The 19395-nt window shown below is 64.1% G+C and carries 20 protein-coding genes; 10 read left to right on the top strand and 10 right to left on the bottom strand.

Features of this window, described 5'->3' with window-relative positions:
- Nucleotides 1-139: 139 nt before the first annotated feature.
- The 4 genes from VC212_RS20150 (at nt 140) to VC212_RS20135 (ending at nt 6000) form a co-directional block, all read left to right on the top strand.
- Nucleotides 140-532 carry a DUF2628 domain-containing protein gene (locus VC212_RS20150; protein WP_115526525.1) on the top strand — a complete coding sequence of 131 codons (393 nt, stop codon included), beginning with the start codon at nt 140-142 and terminating at the stop codon, nt 530-532.
- Nucleotides 533-941: 409 nt separating this feature from the next.
- Nucleotides 942-1634, top strand: a complete 693-nt coding sequence (locus VC212_RS20145) for a hypothetical protein (RefSeq protein WP_323526741.1) — start codon at nt 942-944, stop codon at nt 1632-1634.
- Nucleotides 1627-3048, top strand: coding sequence for an XVIPCD domain-containing protein (locus VC212_RS20140; RefSeq protein WP_323526740.1), 1422 nt, complete (start codon nt 1627-1629; stop codon nt 3046-3048). Before VC212_RS20145 ends, VC212_RS20140 begins: the two co-directional genes overlap by 8 nt.
- Nucleotides 3049-3525: 477 nt before the next feature.
- Nucleotides 3526-6000, top strand: a complete 2475-nt coding sequence (locus VC212_RS20135; RefSeq protein WP_323526739.1) for a GH92 family glycosyl hydrolase — start codon at nt 3526-3528, stop codon at nt 5998-6000.
- A gap of 458 nt (nt 6001-6458) precedes the next feature.
- Here the strand turns inward: VC212_RS20135 and VC212_RS20130 are convergent, their stop codons facing one another.
- On the bottom strand, nt 6459-7874 hold the full coding sequence (locus VC212_RS20130; protein ID WP_115552372.1) for an amino acid permease: 1416 nt from the start codon (nt 7872-7874) through the stop codon (nt 6459-6461).
- Nucleotides 7875-8026: 152 nt separating this feature from the next.
- Nucleotides 8027-8650, bottom strand: a complete 624-nt coding sequence (locus VC212_RS20125; protein WP_323526738.1) for a glutathione S-transferase — start codon at nt 8648-8650, stop codon at nt 8027-8029.
- Between the two features lie 277 nt (nt 8651-8927).
- Between VC212_RS20125 and rmuC the strand changes: the two genes are divergently transcribed.
- The 5 genes from rmuC to VC212_RS20100 all read left to right on the top strand — a co-directional run bounded on the left by rmuC (nt 8928) and on the right by VC212_RS20100 (nt 13165).
- Nucleotides 8928-10460 (top strand): DNA recombination protein RmuC, encoded by a 1533-nt coding sequence (gene rmuC / locus VC212_RS20120; RefSeq protein WP_323526789.1) that lies wholly within the window; start codon nt 8928-8930, stop codon nt 10458-10460.
- Between the two features lie 556 nt (nt 10461-11016).
- Complete coding sequence (locus VC212_RS20115) at nt 11017-11397, top strand: hypothetical protein (RefSeq protein ID WP_055852496.1); 381 nt, start codon at nt 11017-11019, stop codon at nt 11395-11397.
- A gap of 84 nt (nt 11398-11481) precedes the next feature.
- The gene (locus VC212_RS20110) at nt 11482-12033 is read left to right on the top strand and encodes a glutathione peroxidase (RefSeq protein ID WP_323526737.1); all 552 of its coding nucleotides are present in this window, start codon (nt 11482-11484) and stop codon (nt 12031-12033) included.
- A gap of 55 nt (nt 12034-12088) precedes the next feature.
- Nucleotides 12089-12331 carry a hypothetical protein gene (locus tag VC212_RS20105; RefSeq protein WP_104615525.1) on the top strand — a complete coding sequence of 81 codons (243 nt, stop codon included), beginning with the start codon at nt 12089-12091 and terminating at the stop codon, nt 12329-12331.
- A 264-nt stretch (nt 12332-12595) separates the two neighbouring features.
- Complete coding sequence (locus VC212_RS20100) at nt 12596-13165, top strand: hypothetical protein (protein WP_115560752.1); 570 nt, start codon at nt 12596-12598, stop codon at nt 13163-13165.
- A 317-nt stretch (nt 13166-13482) separates the two neighbouring features.
- Here VC212_RS20100 and VC212_RS20095 read toward each other — a convergent pair whose 3' ends face one another.
- From VC212_RS20095 to VC212_RS20070, 6 genes are read right to left on the bottom strand one after another with little or no spacing between them, the layout of a single operon-like run.
- On the bottom strand, nt 13483-14541 hold the full coding sequence (locus VC212_RS20095; RefSeq protein ID WP_323526736.1) for a VacJ family lipoprotein: 1059 nt from the start codon (nt 14539-14541) through the stop codon (nt 13483-13485).
- 10 nt (nt 14542-14551) lie between these two features.
- Entirely contained in the window at nt 14552-14845 is a 294-nt protein-coding gene (locus VC212_RS20090; RefSeq protein ID WP_055852476.1) for an STAS domain-containing protein, read from the bottom strand.
- Complete coding sequence (locus VC212_RS20085; RefSeq protein ID WP_323526735.1) at nt 14835-15497, bottom strand: ABC transporter substrate-binding protein; 663 nt, start codon at nt 15495-15497, stop codon at nt 14835-14837. Before VC212_RS20085 ends, VC212_RS20090 begins: the two co-directional genes overlap by 11 nt.
- Complete coding sequence (gene mlaD, locus VC212_RS20080; protein WP_055852472.1) at nt 15494-16045, bottom strand: outer membrane lipid asymmetry maintenance protein MlaD; 552 nt, start codon at nt 16043-16045, stop codon at nt 15494-15496. Before mlaD ends, VC212_RS20085 begins: the two co-directional genes overlap by 4 nt.
- An 8-nt stretch (nt 16046-16053) precedes the next feature.
- Nucleotides 16054-16803 (bottom strand): MlaE family lipid ABC transporter permease subunit, encoded by a 750-nt coding sequence (locus VC212_RS20075; RefSeq protein WP_055852470.1) that lies wholly within the window; start codon nt 16801-16803, stop codon nt 16054-16056.
- Complete coding sequence (locus tag VC212_RS20070; RefSeq protein WP_055852468.1) at nt 16803-17597, bottom strand: ATP-binding cassette domain-containing protein; 795 nt, start codon at nt 17595-17597, stop codon at nt 16803-16805. The genes VC212_RS20075 and VC212_RS20070 overlap by 1 nt, the downstream gene beginning before the upstream one ends.
- 395 nt (nt 17598-17992) lie before the next feature.
- Between VC212_RS20070 and VC212_RS20065 the strand changes: the two genes are divergently transcribed.
- A complete protein-coding gene (locus VC212_RS20065; RefSeq protein ID WP_055852465.1) occupies nt 17993-18280 on the top strand; it encodes a hypothetical protein in 288 nt (95 codons plus the stop codon).
- A 6-nt stretch (nt 18281-18286) separates the two neighbouring features.
- On the opposite strand, the gene VC212_RS20060 is transcribed toward VC212_RS20065, so the two are convergent.
- Together VC212_RS20060 and VC212_RS20055 are read right to left on the bottom strand one after the other, a co-directional pair.
- Nucleotides 18287-18844, bottom strand: coding sequence for a GNAT family N-acetyltransferase (locus VC212_RS20060; protein ID WP_323526734.1), 558 nt, complete (start codon nt 18842-18844; stop codon nt 18287-18289).
- Between the two features lie 4 nt (nt 18845-18848).
- Nucleotides 18849-19385: a tail fiber protein gene (locus VC212_RS20055; RefSeq protein ID WP_323526733.1), complete on the bottom strand. Its 537-nt coding sequence runs from the start codon at nt 19383-19385 to the stop codon at nt 18849-18851.
- Between the last annotated feature and the right edge of the window lie 10 nt (nt 19386-19395).

Here is a 19395-nt window from a genome sequence, read left to right as displayed (position 1 = left end):
GGGACGTTCCGGTGGCCGGGTGGCCCGGCAAGGCCGGTTGCGCGTGGCGCCCTGCAACGCTGCAGAATCTGCGCCGAAACACGTGCTCCTGAATACGCGATCGCCTATCATGTAACCGTTTTCAACTACATGGATTGGAATGGATACCTTCGATCGCACCCAACTCAGCCCCAAGTGGCAGTTTCGCTTCGACTTCTTCGACCGTCACGGCAGCCCCAAGGAGCCGACCTACAAGGAGGCGCTGAAGACGCTGAGCTTCGGTGACAAGGTCAAGATCGGCATGAATTTCTATGCCTTCTTCTTCGGCTGCATCTATTTCTTCATCATCGGCCTGTGGCGCAAGGCGTTGAGCCTGATTGGCATCAGCCTCGTGCTGGGCATCGTGGCCTCGTTCCTACCGGCCGCGTTCCAGAATGTGCTGTGGCTGCCGATGTCGTTGTTGACCGGCATGATCGCCAACTACGCCTATTACCTGGACAAGGCCAAAGGCAGCACCAGCTGGAACCCGTTCGAAGGCATGCGCTGGATCTGACGTTACCGCAACACCGCAGCGCCGGCCCCTCCCGCCGTCGCCAACGTGTCGCCAAGCCCGGTCCGATGACCGGGCTTTTTTGTGGACGCCGAAAAAGCAGGCGAGGCGTCGCTTGTCTGCGCGCCCCGCACTGATTCAAATCTACCGATTAGCCCTGACCTTCAGTTGTGGCACCTCCGCGCTTATCGCTAAATCCGCCCAATGCAAGGCCGCGATGAGGTCCTGGCTGAAACAACTTCGGACCGGCTCCTCGCGTCAGCGACGCCGAGAGCGGACATCAAGGAAAACACCAGGAAAACGAAGCTATTTGCAGGACTGCAACAAACATCCTGCTGAGGGTCAGGGCTAATCAGGCAAATCTATGGCTTGGCAGTAAGCTATCCAGACTTCAAGCACCGGAGTGTTGGCCATGGATTCTCTTCGCCAAGGGCACCGCATTGCCAAAGTTGTTTCGACCAGCGCTTTGCTGCTGGTATTGGCCGCCTGCGCGGAGCCGTCGAATGCCCATCAGGAGAAAGCCATGCAGGATGTCACCTCCGCCGACCTTAAGCGCGAGCAGGACCGCGTCGCCGCACTTGTCGATGCCGCCGCTCCTGAGCGTTCGGCGCCAATGATGACCTGGGACGGCTATCCCGCATTGCAACCAGGAGCTGAGCACATCCCAGAGCAGCTTTTGAAGCAGATCGAGGCACTCGCCAAGGCTCTCCATGCCCAAGCAGACTCCGACCCCGCCAATGTGGAGCGCGTGTTGGGAATCGCGCTTCCTCCCGACACCAAACATGAGCGCAGAGGGGTGACTGGCAGTGTGGGGCAGGGCACTTACGAATGGGCGGTGTGGAAGCCATCACCCAAGCACCCTGGGCACCGGGTGGAACTGACACTCACCCCCAACGCCTGCCTTGGCTACGAGGGGCTGAAGAAGCAGATGGAGGCTGATGGGTTCCAGGTGTATGTGCCCACGTTTGGCGATGATCAGCGAATCACGTTCCACAAGGTCGTCGGCCCGTCGCTTGGGCTCTACATTGCGGCTACCCCCGACAGAAGGGACGCACCGACCTGCGTGACGATCGTCCGCTTCGAGATGGAGCGCAGCGATGCCTGATACCCGCATCGAGCGCATGCTCCAAGAGACCGAACAGCAATCGTCTCTGTCCCCAAGTGCAGCCAAGGACCTCCGCGAGGCGGTGGAGTCATCGCCTTATCTGGTTGAGGTGATGACCAAAGCCATCGACAACGGCGACCTTGAGCACATCAAGTTCGCTCGCACGCCCAACGAAGGTGGGCACTACAACCACGGCGAAAAGACGATCAGCGTCAACGCCGATGTATTGCAGCGACCGACCCGGTCAGAGCGGATAGACCAGCTCACCGGAGTCCTAGGACACGAAACGGGGCACGCTTTGATGGCCCGTTCCAATGAGATCAGCACCTACAAGCTGTCCTATCGAATCGATGAGGCGCTCAAAGAGGGTGCGCGCTACGGCGAGGCAACGGTGGAAATCACTCCTTTGGCAAAGGAATACATCAACGCTTCCCGGGAAAATGAAGCGCTCGCCGAACTGGTATCGATGAATTCGGTGGCCAGTCGGGTCAAGCACCAAGACCCAGACGTCAGCCAAGCCGAACTGCTTCAGCGCCTCGACCCGACTACGCCCTGCGTCACGAACGGGCGGTTGGCTCCAGGCATTCAGATGGATGCCCAGGGCATCCAGCACACCGACAACCGCATCGACAGCCTTGCGGTAAAAGCCGTGGCGAGTTGTCAGTTCGATCAGTCCGGTAAAGGGCTGGGCGCGTTAGGGCAGTCTGACTACAACGCCCTTTACTTGTCTTACGTCGTGTCCGCCGGGGCTGCCGTATCCCGTGACTTGGACAGGGCTTCCAGCCAGTCGATTCCGAGCCTTGGCCTCAACCTGAAAGAGCTTGGCAGTTCGGTGGAAGAAGTCCAGGCGGCGGGGACTTCCTTGGGTGGACAGGGGAAAGCTTTTGGATTCACCGACACTTCCGACGGGCAGCTACGTCCCACCGAGGTGCGACAGATCGGAAAAGGCGGCGTCGGTCAGCCGGACACGGTGCCCCAGTCCGTCTCCCGCGACCAGGCCGTGCTGGCCGACAGCCCCGCTCATGCCGACCATCAGACCTATGCCCGCATTCACGACTGGGTCAAAGGCACGGGGAACTGGAGCGACGAGGAAAGCAAAAATGTTTCGGCTGCACTTTACAAGCAGCAGACCGAAGACCCGTTGCTGAAGCAAGTGGACCAGGTCACCGGGGGCCTAGGCCGGGATGGGGCCCACAACGTCTTTGCGGTCTACACCCCACATGGAATTGGGGTCGCGCCAATGTTCCACACACATGTCGATGGCCGCCAAGCCGTGCAAGAACCGGCACAACAGAACCTTCAGCAGGCCGAAACCATCAGGCAGGATCAGGTCCGCCAGCAGGCGTTGGAACAGACGCAGCAGCAAAATCAGCAGCAGGAGCAGGGGCCAAGGATCACCATGGGCGGTCCTTGAAAGTGCTCACCGACGTGGCTGCCTCTAATTGAGAGATCACCGCCAGTCACGCCCACCTGCAATCGCTTAACGCGCCAGGCGCCTGATCTGCCGCCCGAGCGTCGGCCTGCAATGGCTGTTGGTCGACAACCTGTTGTTGCGCGGTAGTTACGCCATCAGTTTCCGTGCCCCGGACATGCATTCCCGGCTCAGCCAACCCAGCTCGGCGCAGGTGTGCACCCTGGATCACTCCCGTTGCATCGCCAGACGGGCACAGCCGCTTTTCGGAATCGCGGTGTTCGGAATCGGCATGCACCACTTGTAGACTCGGACTCCGGTACGCCGTCAGCACGCAACTGGCGAGGATTCACCTTAGTTTTACCGGCTGTTCCTAGTCGTCGTTCGAGCACCGTCGTCATGCTGATCGCCGCGTCTTGCAGCGGTCGGTGCGCGTCATTCCACCTGCGGCCTCGGCCGCTCTCCCCCGAGGTGTCTTGCATGCTCTCTGCCGTTGCATCCGATCGCTCTTTGTTGCCTCTTCCATCAACCTCGCTGTGGCGCCGCGCCGCTGCCCTTTGCCTGCTCGGCATGGCGGTTGCACCGCCGCTGGCCGCGCAGGACCCGGCGCAGGTCAACACCTTCATCGGCAGCAAGGACGACGGCAATACGTATCCCGGCGCGTCCGCTCCGTTCGGCCTGATCCAGGTCAGCCCGATCGGCGCGCACTACGCCGGCTGGCGCTACGACGACCCCACTATTCGCGGCTTCGGGCATTCGTTTTTGTCCGGTGCGGGTTGCTGGGAGCAGGGCGGGCAGGTGTCGATCCTGCCGGTGACCGGCAGCATCGGCCCGGGTGGCGATTTCGACACCGCCGACGCCAAGACCTTCGACCAGAAGCGCTATGCAGCGCGCTACACGCATGCCGGCGAAGTGGGCCAGGCCGGTTATTACAAGGTGCGGCTCACCGACTACGGCGGCATCGACGCCGAAGCCACTGCACTCACCCGCGCCGCTGCCGAGCGCTACACCTTCGCGCCTGGCGCCGACACCGGCCACCTGCTGATCAACGTGGCCCAGGCCAACGACCGCCACGTGGTGATCGGCAGCCAGGTGCAGCTGGTCGGCGACCGTGTGGTGGAAGGCAAACTGGTCACGCAGAGTTTCTGTGGCGGCCACGAATACACCACCTGGTTCCGGCTGGAATTCGATCGCCCGTTCACCGCGCACGGGGTGTGGGGCGAAGACGGCGGCGTGCCTGGCGCGCGTCACGGCATGGGCGGCGAACTCAAACCCAATGGCGCCTGGCTCAGCTTTCCGCTGGGCAAGGGCAAGGACGCGCGCGCGGTGACCGTGATCAGCGCCATCTCGCATGTCGATGCCGACGGCGCACGCAGCAACCTGCGCGCCGATGGCATGCAGGGCGGCACGCTGCTGAGCCTGGAGCGGATGCGCCAGCGCGCGCAGCAGGTCTGGCGCACCGAACTGGCCAGCCTGCAGCTGGACGGCGCCAGCAAGGACGACCGCAGCGTGGCCTACACCGCGCTCTACCACGCCTTGTTGCAGCCGCTCACCGGCAGCGATGCCGATGGCCGCTACCGCGGCTATGACGATGCGATCCATCGTGCCGAGGGCTGGACCTACTACGAGTACTTTTCGCTGTGGGACACCTATCGCTCGCAGAACCAGTTGCTCGCCTTGCTGCGCCCGCAGCGCGCGCGCGACATCGGCCGCTCGCTGCTGGCGATCCATCAGCAAGGCGGCTGGCTGCCGCGTTGGGGCTACGCCAACTACGACACCAACATCATGACCGGCGATCCGGTGACGCCGTTCCTGGTCGACCTGTGGCGCTTCGGCGCACTACAGGGCAACGAGGCCGAGGCCTACGCCGCGCTACGGCAGAACGCCTTCGGCCAACCGCCGATCAACTCGCGGCATTCCGGGCGTTCGGGCAACGCGAGTTATCTCGCCAATGGCTTCGTGCAATACGACCGCGCGTTTCCGTCCAAGGGCATGGACGTGGACCCGCACCACGGCGGCTCGGCCACGCTGGAATACGCCCTGGCCGATTGCGCGCTGGCACAGATGGCCCAAGCCCTGGGCCATGCCGACGACAGCACCCAGCTGCGTGCGCGCGGCGGCAACTGGCATCACGTCTGGGACGCCACGGTGCGCGATGCGGACACTAGCTTTGCCGGCTTCCCGCGTCCACGCCTGGAAGATGGCAGCTGGTACGCGCCATCCAACGACCAGTACAGCCCACGCTCGCAACATGGCTTCCACGAAGGCACTGCCTGGCAATACCAATGGCTGGTGCAGCAGGACATCCCAGGCATGCTGCAGGCCATGCATGGCAGCGACCAGGCAGGCAAACGCCTGGACACCTTCTTCGCCTACGACGACCTGCTGAAAGACCCGCTCAACGGTGCGCGCACGCATTGGGTGGTCGGCCCGTACAGCTATTACAACCAGTACCGCTACAACCCCAACAACGAGCCCGACCTGCACGCGCCGTGGATGTACACGCTGATCGGCCAGCCGTGGAAGACCGCCACCGTGGTGCGCGCCGCGCAGCAGTTGTTCACCAATGCGCCCAATGGCGTCACCGGCAACGACGACCTCGGCACGATGTCGGCCTGGTATTTGTTCAGTGCCTTGGGGCTGTATCCGGCGGTGCCGGGTAGCGGCGAGTTCCTGTTGCACACGCCGCGTTTCAAGCGCGCCACGCTGGACCTGGGTAACGGCAAACGCCTGCGTATCGATGCCCCCGGCGCCGATGGCCGCGCGCTGCAATATGTGCAGGGCGTGCGCTTGAACGGCACGCCGCAGACCAAGGTCTTCCTGGATTGGGCGCAGTTGCAGCAAGGCGGCACGTTGTCGTTTGCGCTCACCAAGCAGGCGCCCACGCAAGGCTGGGGCACCCAAGCGGATGCACTCCCAACCTCGTTCTGCGCCACGCCTGCAGCAGCGCCTTGAGCCAAAGCTTCTCCCCTGGTTGCGGGGAGTGCGAGGGAAAGCCCTGACGTTGTCGGAGCATGTACTAAAGCCCCTCTCCTGCGGGGCGATAAGGCACAGCTTGCGCGCCACTGGCGCGCGTGCCTGGGAGCGCCCGCGTCGCTAGCGCGGGTTGGGGCGCGGAGCGGGGGTTGGGGTGAGGGTACGGAGCGAAGCCCCTGACCAAGTTGGATAACACCAGGCTTCGCCCGTCCCCTCATCCGGCCCTTCGGGCCACCTTCTCCCGATGGGAGAAGGGAGTGGTCAGCGCGCATCCGCAAGCAGTCGTGCAGCACAGGACTGCTACCGTCAAGACTTTCCCATCGACGATTCAACCTGGAAGGCGCGTGGCGACGCGTTCGTCATGCATGGCACTGAAAGATATCTGGGGCGCCCCTCATCCGGCCCTTCGGGCCACCTTCTCCCGATGGGAGATGGAACTACCCAACCTTCGCCAAGCGGCTATTCCGCCGCCCATACGCCAGGTAGACCACCACGCCCAACACATTCCACAGCAAGAACCACAGCTGCGTCTTGCTCGGCAGGCTCCAGAACAGATACAGGCAGCCCAGGATCGCTACCGGTCCCACCACCCAGGCCAGCGGCGTGCGGAACGCCCGCGCACGGGTGGGTTCGCGCACGCGCAACACCAGCAAACACGCCGCCACGGCAGTAAACGCGGCCAACGTGCCGGCATTGGCCAACGCGGCGATTTCGTCCAGCCGCGCTACACCCGCCAACGCCGCCACCAGCACCGCGGTGAACAAGGTGATCGCCACCGGCGTGCCGGTGCGGGCGTTGACCTTGGACAAGCCGCGCGGCAACAGTCCGTCGCGCGACATCACAAAGAAGATCCGGCTCTGCCCGTACAGGAACGCCAGCAGCACCGTCGGCAGCGCGATGATCGCCACCGCACCGATCACCAACGCTGCCTTGCCGTGGCCCAGCTCGCGCATGATCAACGCCAACGGCTCCGGGCTCTTACTGAACACGGTGAAGCTCAACGCGCCCACTGCCGACAGCGCCACCAGCACGTAAATCAACGTGCAGCCGATCATCGAACCGACGATACCGATCGACAGATCGCGCCCCGGGTTCTTGGTCTCTTCGGCGGCGGTGGAAATCGCATCGAACCCATAGAACGCAAAGAAGATGATCGCTGCTGCCGCCATCACCCCGCGCTCCACACCGTCCGGCCCCATCGCCTTGGAGAAGCCATACGGCATGAACGGCTGCAGGTTGGCGCTGTTGAAGGCCGGCAAGGCGATCGCCACGAACACAGCCAGCGCAATGATCTTTAGTACCACCAGCACCGCATTGAGCGTGGCGCTCTCCTTGGTGCCGGCCATCAACATGCCGGCCACCAAAAAGGTGATCACCACCGCCGGCAGGTTCACGATGCCGCCGGCGTGCGGCCCGGCAATCAATGCATGCGGCAGGTCGACGCCCACCCACTGCAGGAACCCGACGAAATAGCCCGACCAGCCCACCGCCACGGTGCTGACCACCAGCGAATATTCCAGCACCAGGCTCCAGCCCACCACCCAGGCGATGCTCTCGCCCAAGGCGGTGTAGCTGTAGGTGTATGCACTGCCGGCAGCCGGCATCATCGTGGCCATTTCCGCATACGCCAGTGCCGCGCAGGCGCACACGATGCCGGCGGCAACGAAGGACAGCAGCACGGCCGGGCCGGCCTTGTCCGCGCCCACGCCGATCAGCGTGTAGATGCCGGTGCCGACGATCGCCCCGATCCCCAGCGCGATCAGATGCGGCCAACTCAGGCTGCGCACCAGTTGCCGGCCGGCCTCGTGCACGGTGACCTGATCGATGGATTTGCGCCGGAGCCAAGACGACATGCGGACCTCGAAGGAACCAAAAGAATCGCCGAGTGTCGCCCAACGCGCTGCAGCAAAGCTATCGGTGGTGATGCGATTCGGGTTGAGGCGATGCGGCTGCGTGTCCGGAAGCTACGCAGACAGATGACCCATAGGCCGCCACAACGGCACCGCTAAGCCACCCCATTACACCCATGCCGCTGAAACCCGACACGCAGTCCGAGCTGCGCGTAATACGCCTCCACCGCAGGCAACTCCGGCCGATCGATCGGGCTGGCAAACCAGCGCTGCGTCGATAAGCCCAGCACGATATCGGCCAGGGTGAAGTTTGCCCCGAGTACGAACGGACCGCCGCGCTGCAACTGTGCGTCGAGGATGGTCATATGCCGATTCCACTCGCGCACGCTGGCTGCAATCGCCTGCACACCGGTATGCGCCGCACTGCCACGCACCGTGGCCATGAACGCGTAACGCCAGGCGTTGTTGAGCTCGGTGGCCTGCCAATCCATCCATTGCTCGACCAGTGCACGTGCAGCGGGCGCACTCGGCAGCAGATCGTCGCGGTGGCTGCGCGCGGCCAGATACCGGCAGATGGTGTTCGATTCCCACAGCACCACCGTGCCATCGCGCATCACCGGCACCAACGCATTGGGATTGAGCGCGCGAAACGCCGACGTGTCCACCGAGGCAAATCCGCTGCCATACGCATGCAGCGTGTAGTCCAGCGCCAACTCCTCGCACAGCCACAGCACCTTGCGCACATTGATGGAGGTCGGCTTTCCGTAGAGTTCGAGCATGGTCTGTCGCAGATTTGGCAGGCTGCTCACCTTAGCGTGTCATCACTTTTTCGCGCAGTGACCCAGGCAAACCCCTGCACGAGCTCGACGCCCGCGTCGCAGCTACCGCCGCGCGCCGAGTGCGAACCTGCGCCAACCCACCGGGCACCGCGCCATGCCCCCGCACCGATGCATCCAGTCGCCAAGCCGCTGGCGCAGCTGTTGCGACCGGCCCCGTTACACTGCGCGCATGTCATCCGAATCCCTGATCCTTCTCGGACTGCTCGTCGTAGTCCTCGTGTTGCAGCTGCTCGCCCTGCTGCGGCGTCCTTCCACCAGCGGTCTGGAGCTGGCGCTGCGCGCCGAACAACGCGACGGCCGCGGCGAACTGCGCGAGCAACTCGAAGGCCTGGCGCGGCAGCAGGATGCGCGTCTGGAAACCTTCGCGCGCAATCTCACCGAGTTGTCCACCCGCACCGATCAACGTCTGGACTTGCTGCGCGATGCCCTTGGCGAAGATGCCCGCAAGGCGCGCGAAGAAAGCGGCCTGGCCCAGCAACGCACCGGCGAATTGCTGACCCTGCGGCTCACCGAACTGCGCACCCAGCTCGAAGGCTTCGGCCAGCAGCAGGAAACCCGCATCCAGGTGTTCGGCCAGCAACTGACCGACCTGATCGCACGCACCGACACGCATATGGCCGCGTTGCGCGAAGCGCTGGCCGAGGATGCGCGCAAGGGCCGCGCCGAAGCCGGCGAGTCGCAGCAACGCTTCACCGAAGCGCTGAGCCAGCGCCTGAACGAACTCACCCAGCGCAACGAGCTGCGCATCGGCGAGATGCGCGCCACGCTGGAACAGCAACTGGCCAGCCTGCAAAGCGACAACGCCAGCAAGCTGGAACTGATGCGCGCCACCGTCGACGAAAAACTGCAGACCACGCTCAACACACGCCTGGATGCGTCCTTCAAACTCGTCTCCGAGCGCCTGGAACAGGTGCAACGCGGCCTGGGCGAAATGCAGCAACTGGCCACCGGCGTGGGCGATCTCAAGCGCGTGCTCAGCAACGTCAAGGACCGCGGCGGTTGGGGTGAAGTGCAGCTGGAGAACATCCTCGAGCAGACGCTGACGATGGAACAGTACGCGCGCGGCGTGCGGGTCAAACCCGAGAGCGCCGAAGCGGTGGATTTTGCGATCCGCCTGCCCGGGCGCGGCGACGACACGGTGGTGTGGCTGCCGGTCGACGCCAAGTTCCCGCGCGAGGACTACGAACGCCTGATCGACGCGCAGGAGAAGGGCGACCTGGACGCGATCAAGCAGTCGACCGCGCAGCTGGAGCGCGCCATCCGCGTGCAGGCCAAATCCATCAGCGACAAGTACGTCAGCCCGCCCCACACGACGGATTTCGCAGTGATGTTTCTGCCCACCGAGGGCCTGTACGCCGAAGTCATCCGCCGCGCCGGCCTGGTCGACCTGCTGCAGCGCGAACATCGCGTGGTACTGGCCGGCCCGACCACGTTCACCGCCCTGCTCAATAGCCTGCAAATGGGCTTCCGCACGCTGGCCATCGAAAAACGCTCCAGCGAGGTCTGGCAGGTGCTGGGCGCAGTGAAGAGTGAGTTCGGCAAGTTCGCCGGCATTCTGGAGAAGGCCGAGCGGCAGATCAGCACCGTCGGCAAGAGCCTCGGCGAAGCCAGCCGCAAGACCCGCACCATCGAACGCCGCCTGCGCGGTGTGGAAACCTTGTCCGGCGACCAATCCCAAGCGCTACTGGACGCTGCCGACAACGGCAACGACGACGGCAACGACGACGAAATCGGCGACGAGCAAGAGTGATCCACCCGCAGACGCCAGCCAACAGAAAGCAAACGTAGGAGCGCACCCGGGCGCGACAAGGCATTCCCGGTAACGCCTCATCGCGGCCAGGTCCGCTCCTACACCACCAGCCGCAGGACGCGCACGATCGAATGCGGCCCGCGCAGCGCAGAAGTAGTTCGATCGCAAACGGCGATGCAGCAGCGCCCCTGCCCAAGAGACAGCACACCATAGGTAGGAGCGCACCCGGGCGCGACAGGGCATTACCGGTAACGCCTCATCGCGGCCAGGTCCGCTCCTACACCGCCAGCCGCGCACCCTCAAATGCGGCCTGCGCAGCGCAGAAGTAGTTCGACCGCAAACGGCGATGCAGCAGCGCCCCTGCCCAAGAGACAGCACACCGTAGGTAGGAGCGCACCCGGGCGCGACAAGGCATTACCGGTAACGCCTCATCGCGTCCGGGTGCGCTCCTACAACAGCAGGGTCGAGGCATCATCTTTCTGCGTCCTGTGCCAAGCACACCACGCAGACATCGGCATCGCGATCCTGCGTACCTGACCTTTCAAAGAGAATTGGCATGTCGACCCGTTGGATCTACGCGGCACTGTCCGCGCTGCTGCTGGCTGCCTGCAGCAACTCACCTGCGTCTCGCGCAGAGGCCGCATCCGCGAGCACGCCCGCATCGCAAACCGCAAACGCCGACGCAGCCGCCTGCACCGCAAAAGGCGGGCAACTGCGCCCGGTGGGCCGCATGCAGATTCCGCGTTGCATCGTGCCGTATGCGGATGCCGGCAAGACCTGCACCGACAAGGCCGATTGCAGCGGCGATTGCCTGGCCACCAGCATCGTGCCGGCCGGTACCGCCACTACCGGCACCTGCCAGCGCGACAGCGATCGCTTCGGCTGCCGTCAGGCTGTAGTGGGTGGCAAAGGCCAGGCGGCGCTGTGTATCGATTGACCGGCTGATGCGCGCGCGGGCGACATCGCTCGCGCGCATCCGGCGGTTTATGCTCTGGTGCTTCCCGCCAATCAGGACGCACCCATGACTTCGAGCATCCACGCCATTGCGGTGACACGCATCGATGGCGCACCGGCCACCTTGGCCGACTACCGCGGCAAGGTACTGCTGGTGGTCAATGTTGCCTCCAAGTGCGGACTCACCCCGCAATACGAAGGCCTGGAAGCGCTGTACCGAGACAAGCATGCGGCGGGCCTGGAAGTGCTGGCGTTCCCGGCCAACGACTTCAACGGCCAGGAACCCGGCAGCGAGGCGGAGATCGCCCAGTTCTGCCAGCTCAGCTACGACGTCACCTTCCCGATGTTCTCCAAGATCGCCGTCACCGGTGCAGACACCCATCCGTTGTATCAGGCCCTGACCAGCGCGCGCCCGAGCGCCACCGGCGATGGCCCAATGCGCGAGAAACTCGCCGGCTATGGCATTGCCGCAAACCCCGCACCGGGCGTGCTGTGGAACTTCGAAAAATTCCTTATCGGCCGCGACGGCGCCGTTATCGAGCGTTTCGCTCCCGATGTGCCGGCAGACGATGCGCGCCTGCGCGCAGCCGTGGATGCCGCATTGGCTGAGGCTGCATAAAGCAGGCAGCCGTCCTTCAATGCCAGGCAAGACATGCGTTCGAGCCGGTGTTCTGATGCTGATCTTGATCAGCGTGCTTGCCTGCGTCACCGGTCTGGCGCTGTGGTACCACAGCCGCCTGGCCAATCCATGTCCTGATGGCGCGCTCATCAATGGCGAGCCGGCAACGTGCTTTTACCGTATCGAATGGATGGAAAAGTGGCCAATGATTGCGGTTGTGCTTGTGGTCGGCTTTGCGTTTTGCCTGTTGGCTTCCTGGCTATCGTTCAAAATCCCAAGCCTCCGCAAACGGATGTGACCACGTGCAGATGATGCGTCGATTTTCTTGCGATCAAAGATGACAGTAACCGCCTGCATCGAGCACGTCCTGCCAAACCAGGCACGCGAATCAAGCGCGGCTGCGGCGAGGCAGGCGAAATGATGGAGATCCGCGCGACGCCAACCAATCACCTACGCCTCGCAACGACAGCGCACCAGCAGTAGACGCGGCGTTGGGGGCGAGCACTTGCCGCGCCGGCTGATAACGAGCGACTGGCCTGGCGTCTTTTCGAAGGAACCCTGGATGACAGACGACCTCACCCAGCTTTTTGATCGTGCGACCATCACGCGCACGGCATCGGCCGACGAGATTTCAGACCTCCAAGCGCAGATCGGCCCGCTGCCGCCTTCCTACGCGCTGTTTGCGCGCACATTCGGCTACGGCACGACCAACGGCCTTTTCGTCATCGAGATGCCCTTCAGCATGTTCGGCAATGACGGTCTGCTCGTCCGAGGTGTCGAACTCCACGATCAGGTTCATTCGCTGGTCGACCAATACCTGGAAGACGGCATCGCGATCGGCGATCTCGATTGCCTTGAACCCTATGACGACGAAAGCCGTGACATCGCCCACTTCTTCGACGCGCTTCGTTTCTACGGCAGCAGCATCAACGGTGAGTATCTGTGCTGGCGCCGCGACCAGGACGATTTCAAGTTCTATGTCATCGACCGCGCCTGCTTCTCGATCCGTTGTGCCGGAACGAGCCTCATCCAGTTCATCCGCAAAGCGCAGACCAGCGAGATTAGAACAGTGCTTGGTTCCGGTTATCAGGCACTGCCGCGCACCTTCGAAGGCGCCACTGCCGAGGGCTGAGTACAACGTCATCCGGGTCTGCTGCGGACGCGCAATCTCAATGGGTTTCAGATCTAACGGCGGCCAGTCATCTTTTGCGCTCACCGCCGGTGCGCAGCCGCTGCCCGGCACCGGCATACACCACCTGTGCGCTCCGGTGCCGAGCGCACGACTGACGGCTACTTGCCGGGTGGTGTTGGCCGCGCTAAACACACGCAGCAATCAAGGTGGACGTGCTGGACACTGGCACACGTCATCATCTGCATGATCTTCACAAAGCAAAAAGCCCGGGATCGCTCCCGGGCTTTCGCGTGCAGGTCACACCACAGCGCAACCGATCAACGAATCCACTGCGGAATCGGCATCGCGTCCACCGGCACGGTACTGTCCTTGTCTTCGCGCAGATAGTCCGGCAGTTCGCCGTCTTCGGTACGTCGGCTGCGCAGGTCGCGCACGATCTGATAGTTGCGGCGCTGCATCCAGGCATCGCGGGTCAGCGCGTATTCGTCGGGAGCCTGGTCGCGCAGCGAATCCAGCGACATCAGCTGCGAACGCGTATCCACCAGCTGCAAGCCCTGCAGGGCAAAGCGCGCACCGCCGTCGTCGACCTGGCGCACCCACGACAGCGGAATATCGCCACCCAGGCCAACGGTGTCGCGCACGGTGCGTGGGCCAAACAGCGGCAGCTCGAAGTAACGCGAGTTACGCCAGCCCCAGGCACCCAGGGTCTGCCCGAAGTCTTCGCTGCGGCGCGGAATGCCGGCGGCGGAGGCCGGGTCGAACAGACCGGCCACGCCCAACGTGGAGTTCATCACAAAGCGCCCCAGCGACTGCACCGCAAAGACCGGGTGGCCCTGCAGCAACTGGTTGACCATGGTCAGCGGCGTGCCGAGGTTGTCGAAGAAGTTGGTCACGCCCAGCCGCGCCGGTTGTGGCACCACCTTGGTGTATGCCGTCGCCAGCGGACGCGCCACGCCACGGTCCACCGCCAGATTGAAGCGATGCATGCCGCGGTTGTAGCGCTCCCACGGGTCGTAGGCGGGGGCGCCTGGCTGCGCAGGCGCGCCATTGGCACCGGCCTGCGGGGTCGTCGCACCGTACAAGGCATCGAAGTCGTCTTCGGCCGAGGTGGGCGCACCTGCAGTTGCAGCACCGGCATCGCTGCCGGCAGCGGACTGCTCGGCAGGCGCGGTGGCCACGCCGGCAGGCAGTGCATCGGGTGCGGCGAAACCCGCAGCGGCCGGTTGCGCGGTCACCCCGGCATCGTCACGCACCGGTGTTGCTGTGCTGGGTGCGGTATCGGCACTGGCCGACGGCGGTGCCGACTTCGGCGCGTGGCTGGCGCAGGCGCCCAGCAACAGGCAGGCCAGCAAGGGGAGGGTGCGTAACTGGGTCATGGCGTGGCGCTCAGGCCTGAAAATCGAGAGTGGGGGACAAGCGATAGGCGGCGCGCAATTCGTCCAGACCGGACGTCTCACCCACCACCGCCGCAGTGCCGTTACCGCGCAACCGCGCGGCCAGTTCGGCCAGCATCGCAACGCCGGCACTGTCCAGGCGTTGTACACCTGTCAGGTCCAGCGTGCGCACGCCATCCAACTGGGCGATCGCCTGCGGCCAGGCCGCAGTGACCGCCGCACGGTCGAGCACGCCGGTCAACGCCAGCGTGTCGCCGTTGCGTTGCACGGTGCTGTTACTTGCCATTGGCCGGTGCCGCGCCAACCTGCAGGTTGCCGCTACGCAGTTCCGCGGCGACCTTGGCGATGCCCTTTTCGCGCAACGGGCCGTCGAACTGAGTCTTGAAGGTCTGCACGTAGGAAATGCCTTCGATCATCACGTCGAAGATCTTCCACTGGCCACCGCTGTTGCGCATCAGGTAGTCGACCGGGGTCGGGTCATTGCCGGCGCGCAGCAGGTCGGTGGAGACCTTGACGCCGCGGTTGCCCGGCAGCGCGCTCTCGGACTTGGCGCGGAAGGTCGGCTTGCCTTCGAAGTTCAGCAGCGCGGTGCCGTAACGCTGCATCAGGTTCTCGGCCAGCGCGTCGGCAAACAGCTTGATGTCCGCGTCCGACGCGCCACGGCCGTGCACGCCCAGCACCAGACGGGCCGAGTAGTCGCGGTCGAAGGCCTTGTTCAATTCGCCATTGATGTACTGGCGCAGGGCGGCCGGATTGCCGCGAAACTCGGCTCGGCGCTGGTCCAGCGTGGTCAGGATGCGGGTGCTGCTGTCGATGACGGTCTTGGTGGCCGCGCCTTGCGCAGGCGCGCTGGCGGCGGCGGGCTGGGCCAGCACGGTGGCCGGTGCGCACACCAGCAGGGTCGAGGCCAGGACGGCGGAGAGCAGGGTGGTTTTCATTGGTGGTGAGGTTCCGTAGAGGGAGAAGCGGGCTGGGCAGGCGCGGGCGTCTGACCATCGGTGGCGGCCGGGGCATTGCTGCCACCACTACCGCCACCACTGAACATGTACTTGCCGACCAGCTGCAGCAGATCCACTGCCGGCTGGGTGAAGCCGATCTCTTCGCCCGGCTTGAGCGTTTCCGGGTCGCCGCCCGGCTGCAGACCGATATAGCTCTCGCCCAGCAAGCCGCTGGTGAAGATGCCGGCCGAGGTGTCGGCGGGCAGATCCTTGTATTTGGTGTCCAGCGACAGCGTCACCACCGAATCGAACTTGGTCGGATCCAGGTTGATCTCGGACACCTTGCCGATGGTCACGCCGCCGATCTTCACCGGCGCCTGCGCGCGCAGCTGGCCGATCTGGCTGAAGCGCGCGATCAAGGTGTACTGGCTGGAACCGAAGCCCCAGCGCTGATTGGTCGAGGCCACCGCCAACACCAGCAGCGAGGCCAGGGTCAGCAGCAAAAAGGCGCCAACGGCGAATTCGAGTCGTGGTCCACGCATGGCCATGGGCTATCTCACCTAAACAACATTGCAGAAAGGACGAAGTTGAACATCAGCACCAACAGCGAGGCGTTGACCACCGCGCGGGTGGTGGCGATCGAGGTGCCTTCGATGGTCGGCTCGGCATGGAAGCCCACATAGGCGGCCACCAGCGCAGCAGTGCCGCCGAAGATCGCCGACTTGAGCATCGCCACGCCGAAGTCGTCCCAGAAATCGACGCTGTTGCTCAGCCCCGACCAGAATGTGCCGTTGTCGATGCCCAACACGTGTACGGCTTCGAAGTAGCCGCCGGTGATGGCCAGCGAGCAGAACACGCCGGTCAGCAGCGGCACCGTCAGCACGGCCGCCCAGAACCGCGGCGCCACTGCCTTGGCCACCGGGTCGATGGCCATCAGTTCGAGCGCCTTGATCTGGTCGGTGGCGCGCATCAGGCCGAGTTCGGCGGCGATCGAGCTGCCGGCGCGGCCGATGAACAGCAACGCGGTCAGCACCGGTGCCAGCTCGCGGTAGAGCGACAGCCCCAACAGCGTGGACAGCGCGTCCGACGCACCGTAGGTGGTCAGCGTGCGGTAGCCCTGCAGCGTCAGCACCAGGCCGACGAAGGCGCCGCCCACGGCGATGATCGGCAATGAGCGCGCGCCGACCTTGTAGATTTCGCGCACCAGCTCGGCGATGAAATCGCGCGTCGGCAGCGAGCCGCGCAGCACGGTCAGCGAAAACAAGCCGGCGCGGCCAAAGGCGCGGATCGATTCAACCATGGCCATCAGGCAGCACTCCGGTCGCGGCGCGGTGCGGCATCGAAGGCGATCGGGCCATCCGGCTGGCCGTGCAGGAACTGCTGCACCAACGGATCGGTACTGTCCTGCAATTGCGCCGGCGTGCCGGCGAACACGATGCCGCCATTGGCGATGACCACCGCCTGGTCGCAGATCGGCAGCGTCTCGTGCACGTGGTGGCTGACGATGATGCTGGTCAGACCCAGGCTGTCGTTGAGGCGCTGGATCAGGCTCATGATCACGCCCGAGGCGATCGGGTCCAGCCCGGTCAGCGGCTCGTCGTAGATCATCAATGGCGGGTCCAGCGCCAGCGCGCGCGCCAGCGCCACACGTCGCGCCATGCCGCCGGACAACTCACGTGGCCAGGCATCGGCGGCAGCAAGCAGGCCCACGGCGTGGAGCTTCATCTGTACCAGCCGCTGCAGCACCGGCGCCGGCAGGCGCGTATGCGTGCGCAGCGGCAGTGCGACGTTATCGGCCACGCTCAGGTCGGTGAGCAAGCCGTTGCCTTGCAGCAATACGCCGACATTGCGGCGCATCTCCAACAACGCTCGGCTGCCATGCGGGATCGGGCTACCGAACAAGGTCACCGTACCGGCGACCGGGCGCAGTTCGCCGGTCAACGCCGCCAGCATCGTGGACTTGCCGCTACCGGAAGGACCAAGCACGGCAGTGATGCTGCCGCGCGGCACATCGAGCGAAACGTCGCGCAAAATCGTCCGCCCGCCGCGATCGATGCGGACACCGGACAACTGCACGACAGGAGAGGCGGACGCCGTCATCGAAGCCTTTAACAGAATTCCAACGCAATAGAGTAGCCGTCACACGGCTGAACATAACCGAACCGCTGCGTGCAGTATTGTCGCATTCATGCGGCAAGCGATGTGGCTGAGCATGTCGCCATCTGCGTAACAGCGTGTCCCGTAACGCAGAGACTGAAGCACTGCGTGTCATTGCTGTTCAACGTACGCAGCAGTAGGGTAATTAGCGTGCGATCGCTCGGCACACTTGGCGATACCTGCACCGTCGTGACGTTTCTCGCGGTCAGGTGTTTCGTCTGAGGGTTCCTGCCGGTCCTTCTGATCTGTCGAGTGCGTCGCGTTGTTGGCATCGCCGTCTTGTGGTGCCAGCGCAAAAGACGCGAGGATCCATCTCCATCGTCGCCAAGGAATCATCCATGGAGTTGCTGACGCTTGAACACTTCGCCGGGAGTGTCAATGAAACCTTCGCTGCGTCATTGAACGAGGGCGAGGTGCCGTTTGTGTTGGTGGAAGCGCGGCCGCTGCAGGACGCACGCAACGCGCAACGCGCCCCGTTCTCGCTGTTGTTCCGCAATGGCTCGGCGTTTCTGTTTCCGCAGCAGACCTATCAGATGCGCCATGCGCGGCTAGGCGAGATCGGCATCTTTCTGGTGCCGGTGGCACGCGAGCGCGATGGGTTTCTGTATCAGGCCGTCTTTAATTGAGCGCCTTCAACTGACCAGGTGATCGTGCGGATGCCACTGCATCTGCAGATGTGTCTGGTTGCTGCTGCCTGCAACGAACCCATGGCGGACGTACAGGCGCTGCGCGGCGGGATTGGCGTGCAGCACGTGCAATGACAGCGCACATCCCGCCTCGCGGGCGCGTGCCTGCGCATGCGCAAGCAGGTGCGAGCCGATGCCGCGGCCACGCCAGTCCGGCAGCAGGCTGATGTCGATCAAGGTGTGCTGGGGCGCAGTGCAATGCAGATAGAGCCTGCCGACACGCGCGTCGTTGGCCTCAACGATCAGAAAGTCGGCATCGGCAAAATGCTGCCGGTAATGCGCGCGCTGCAGGTCGAATTGCTGGTCCAGAAACGCACGCTTGGTCGCTTGCGGCCATGACACGCGCGCAAGCTCGTCGCTGCGCGTGCTGGCGTACAGCTCCTGCAACCATGGCAGGTCGGTATCGCGTTCCGAACGCAAGACGACGGCCTGCGTACCAGACCCGACCGCGTGGTCGTGGCCGAACGCTGCCGTCGCCGCCGTGCTGGAGAGCCGCTGCGCCATGGCCTCAATCGAATACCGGGTAATCGCCCTGCAGTGCGATGCAGAAGTTCACTGCCAGATAGGGCTGCCGGTTCTCGTGGGCCAGGCCGTTGCCGGTGGGCAACAGCATGCTAGGGAAGAATTGCTTGTCCGGCGCGACTGCAAAGAACGGGCGCTCGGTGTTGACGCTCAGCGACGACAGGGCAACACCACTGGCCGGCGTGCCCGTCTTCTTGGTCAAGTCCGGCTGCGAAAACGCGTTGGCGCCGTGCTGGTGCATGGGGATCTGCGTGCTTAGCAGGCTTTCCGAGGCGGAGCCGAAGTTGCTGCCCAGCGTTCGCTGGGTCAGCCCCGGCCCAGCGCCCTGCTGGCAGCCAGCGCGTGAGGAAAAGTTCGGCAACTGGAAGGTGCTGCTGCCGTTGCCGCCATAGGCCACGCCGAGCAGCGAGTACAGCGTGGTGTTCTGCGTGATCGGCAGGGTGGCGCCATTGCAGAACGCCCAGCCAACAGGATTGAAATCGAAGCCGAACAGCTGGATTTCACCGATATAGGGTTCGGTCATGAACAGATTC

The sequence above is a fragment of the Xanthomonas sp. WHRI 8932A genome (genome assembly GCF_035012785.1).
In the GTDB taxonomy this organism is placed as follows: domain Bacteria; phylum Pseudomonadota; class Gammaproteobacteria; order Xanthomonadales; family Xanthomonadaceae; genus Xanthomonas.
Note: the sequence above shows the minus strand (reverse complement) of the source record. Positions and strands in the feature narration are given on the sequence as shown.